Source organism: Bradyrhizobium sp. (genome assembly GCF_027451485.1).
Classification (GTDB): Bacteria; Pseudomonadota; Alphaproteobacteria; order Rhizobiales; family Xanthobacteraceae; genus Bradyrhizobium.
Genome location: NZ_DAIDJE010000057.1, coordinates 1 through 3,308, shown reverse-complemented (window position 1 = coordinate 3,308; position 3,308 = coordinate 1). Strand labels below are relative to the sequence as shown.

At 63.7% G+C, this 3,308-nt stretch carries 4 protein-coding genes and 1 pseudogene; 3 read left to right on the top strand and 2 right to left on the bottom strand.

Translation table 11 applies throughout. The features are described 5' to 3' along the window. Nucleotides 1-381: pseudogene (locus NEZ08_RS08265) on the bottom strand (protocatechuate 3,4-dioxygenase); the annotation flags it as partial. A gap of 1 nt (nt 382) precedes the next feature. Beyond that, nucleotides 383-784: a protocatechuate 4,5-dioxygenase subunit alpha gene (locus tag NEZ08_RS08260; protein WP_298106122.1), complete on the bottom strand. Its 402-nt coding sequence runs from the start codon at nt 782-784 to the stop codon at nt 383-385. A gap of 295 nt (nt 785-1,079) precedes the next feature. On the opposite strand from NEZ08_RS08260, the gene NEZ08_RS08255 reads away from it, so the two are divergent. The 3 genes from NEZ08_RS08255 to NEZ08_RS08245 all read left to right on the top strand — a co-directional run. Then, a complete protein-coding gene (locus NEZ08_RS08255; RefSeq protein WP_298106121.1) occupies nt 1,080-2,105 on the top strand; it encodes an amidohydrolase family protein in 1,026 nt (341 codons plus the stop codon). After that, nucleotides 2,102-2,527, top strand: a complete 426-nt coding sequence (ligA, locus tag NEZ08_RS08250; protein WP_298106120.1) for a protocatechuate 4,5-dioxygenase subunit alpha — start codon at nt 2,102-2,104, stop codon at nt 2,525-2,527. Before NEZ08_RS08255 ends, ligA begins: the two co-directional genes overlap by 4 nt. Beyond that, nucleotides 2,527-3,308: class III extradiol dioxygenase subunit beta (locus tag NEZ08_RS08245; protein ID WP_298106119.1), on the top strand; the 782-nt coding region annotated here is incomplete at its 3' end. The genes ligA and NEZ08_RS08245, both read left to right, overlap by 1 nt.

Sequence of the window (3,308 nt, the reverse complement as noted above, 5' to 3'; positions counted from 1 at the left end):
GATCGCGTGATCGACGAGCATCTCCTGGCAGGTAACGGGGTCGAACTCGTCTGCCACAAGTTGCTCGATCACGTGCCAGCTCAGCTCCGGATAGCCGCGGAAAGGCTTGTAGACCGGCAGGCCCCAGCCCTCGTCCTCGTTGCGGTATTCCGCCGCGGCGCCGACCGCGAACGTCGGCATCTTGTCGAGGAAGAAGTTGAGACCGTGGTCGTTGGAGAAAACCACGGCGACATCCGGGTGCATCCGCGCCAGCCACTCATGCACTTTGGGGAAGCCGTCGAAGAAAGGCTTCCAGTAAGGCGCCTCCTGGTCGCCGCGGTGGATAGCGCCACCGATGGCGGGAACGTGGCTGGTGAAATAGCCACCGACGATCGCGGCCATCCTATGCCTCCTTTGCCGGGGTCTGTCTGGCCTGGTCCTGCTGTGCCTGCTGGAGCAGGTATTGCTTGAACTCATCGACGCTGCGGCCGGTTTGCAGGGCGCCGACATCCTGGACACTGAGCCCGAAAATGCCGGCGAGCTTGGCAAGGTAGTAGATGTTGCCGCCCTCAGCGATCATGCCGAGCACATCGCGCTTCGCCACGGCCGCGCGCTGCGCCGGAGTGAGGTGGAAGCGCTGGCAGTAGGCTTCCTCGTCGGCGAGGAAGGCGTCGCGGTTTTCCTTGCGGTTGAACGAGAAGCACATGGCATTGAGCTGATAACCCTTGCGCGCCGCCTCGCCGTCGAAGGACGTGGTGCCGGGGATCGGCGCGGGTCGGCCAACCTGGCTTGCCTGACTCGGCATGGATCGCTCTCCCTTGCTGCGGCATGCTGAAGACGACAGCGCGCGCCTCGCCGCCTTGACGTGGATCAAGCGATCGCCATGGACCCGCACGATTTGAACCGGAAATGGCGAAAGCCTATGTTCCGCCGCTGGTTCTGACGGCTCTCGGGCGACGGTCGCGGGCACGGCGGTCGCCAGCGCGCCACGTCTCGCCGGGATGGCGCGGCGGCGGCAGGCTCGCTAAACACCGGCTGCGGTTCGCCCCATGGGATCGGCCCGGCAGGCGGCGTTGTTGAATGAGGGAGGGAATTTCGTCGTGACGCTCGTCATCGATTGCCATGGCCACTACACGACTGTGCCCGAGGCGCATAACAAATGGCGTGAGGCACAGAAATCCGCGTTCAAGGCGGGCCAGGCGACGCCTCCCTATCCCGCGATTTCGGACGACGAGATCCGCGAGAGCATTGAGAAGAACCAGCTGCGCCTGATCCGCGAGCGCGGGGCGGACATGACCATCTTCTCGCCGCGCGCCAGCACGATGGAGCACCATGTCGGCGACCAGGCGACGAGCGAGGCATGGTCGCGGGCGTGCAACGACCTCATCGCTCGTGTCGTTGGGCTGTTTCCCGAGACATTCGTCGGTGTCTGCCAGTTGCCGCAGAACCCGAACAGCGACCTCACCGCGACGGTGAAGGAACTGCGCCGCTGCGTGGAGCAGCTCGGGTTCATTGGCTGCAACCTCAATCCCGATCCGGGTGGCGGACACTTTGCGCATCCGCCGCTGACCGACCCCTACTGGTTCCCGATCTACGAGACGATGGTGGAACTCGATGTACCGGCGATGATCCATGTCTCAGGCTCGTGCAATCCCGGCATGCATGCGACCGGCGCCTTCTATATCGCAGCCGATACGATTGCCTTCATGCAGCTTATCGAGGGAGATCTGTTCGCGCGCTTCCCCAAGCTGCGCTTCATCATCCCGCATGGCGGCGGCGCGGTGCCCTATCATTGGGGCCGCTATCGGGGGCTGGCCGACATGCTCAAGAAGCCTGAGCTTGGAACACACCTGATGAACAACGTGTTCTTCGACACCTGCGTCTATCACCAGCCGGGTGTTGACCTGCTGGCGCGGGTCATCGAGACCAAGAACATTCTGTTCGGTTCCGAGATGGTTGGCGCGGTGCGCGGTATCGACCCCACTACCGGACATTATTTCGACGATACCAAGCGCTATATCGATGCGCTGCCGATCACGCCGGAGCAGCGCCACGCGATCTTCGAGGGCAATGCGCGGCGGGTATTCCCGCGCCTCGACGCGAAGCTTAGGGCGCGCGGGCTATGAGCACCGAGCAATCCGGCTCGCATCCGGATGTCGGCGACTATCTCGCGGAGTTCGACGATATTCCTGGCACGCGCGTCTACACCGCGGCCCGGGCGCGCAAGGGCTATTACCTCAACCAGTTCGCGATGAGCCTGATGAAGGAAGAGAACCGGAAGCGCTGGAAGGCGGACGAGCGCGCCTATCTCGCGGAATGGCCGATGACAGAGGAGCAGAAACAGGCGGTGCTGGCGCGCGACTACAACCGGCTGCTCGACCTCGGCGGCAACATCTACTTCCTTGCCAAGGTTTTCTCCACCGATGGGCTCAGCTTTCTGCAGGCGGTGTCGACGATGACCGGAATGAGCGTCGAGCAGTACCAGGCGATGATGAACGCGGGCGGACGCTCGCCCGAAGGCGTGCGTTCGATCAGGGAGAAGCGTTGATGGCACGCATCACCGCCGGCATCGCGACCAGCCACGTGCCGCTGCTCGGCGTGGCGGCGGATCAGGGCAAGACCCAGGACGTCTATTTCAAGCCGATCTTCGATGGCTATGAGTGGACCAAGCGCTGGCAGACAGAGCAGAAGCCGGACGTCATCGTGCTGGTCTACAACGATCACGCTTCGGCCTTCGACATGAAGTTGATCCCGACCTTCGCGATCGGCTGCGGTGAGCGCTACAAGCCGGCCGACGAGGGTTGGGGACCGCGGCCGGTGCCGGACGTGATCGGCCATCCGGACCTTGCCTGGCATATCGCGCAAAGCTTGATCCTGGATGATTTCGACATGACCATCATCAACGAGATGGATGTCGATCACGGGCTTACCGTGCCGCTCACCATGGTCTATGGCGCACCAGCGGCGTGGCCCGCCCGAGTCATTCCGCTGGCGGTCAATGTCGTGACCTATCCCGTGCCCTCCGGCAATCGGTGCTGGCTGCTGGGCGAGGCGATACGGCGTGCCATCGCGAGCTTCCCCGAGGATCTCAACGTGCAGGTCTGGGGCACCGGCGGCATGAGCCATCAGCTCCAGGGGCCGCGGGCGGGGCTGATCAACGCCGAGTGGGACAACCGGTTCCTCGACGCCATGATTGGCGATTCCGACGCGGCGCGGAACATTCCGCATATCGAGTACCTGCGCGAGACAGGCTCGGAGGGGATCGAGATGGTGATGTGGCTGATCATGCGCGGCGCGCTCGGCCCTGCGACACGCTGTCTGCACCGCCA

Excerpts from the sequence above, each read along its gene's own strand:
- NEZ08_RS08260 (WP_298106122.1), bottom strand. The coding sequence starts at position 784 with ATGCCGAGTCAGGCAAGCCAGGTTGGCCGACCCGCGCCGATCCCCGGC.
- ligA (WP_298106120.1), top strand. The coding sequence starts at position 2,102 with ATGAGCACCGAGCAATCCGGCTCGCATCCGGATGTCGGCGACTATCTC.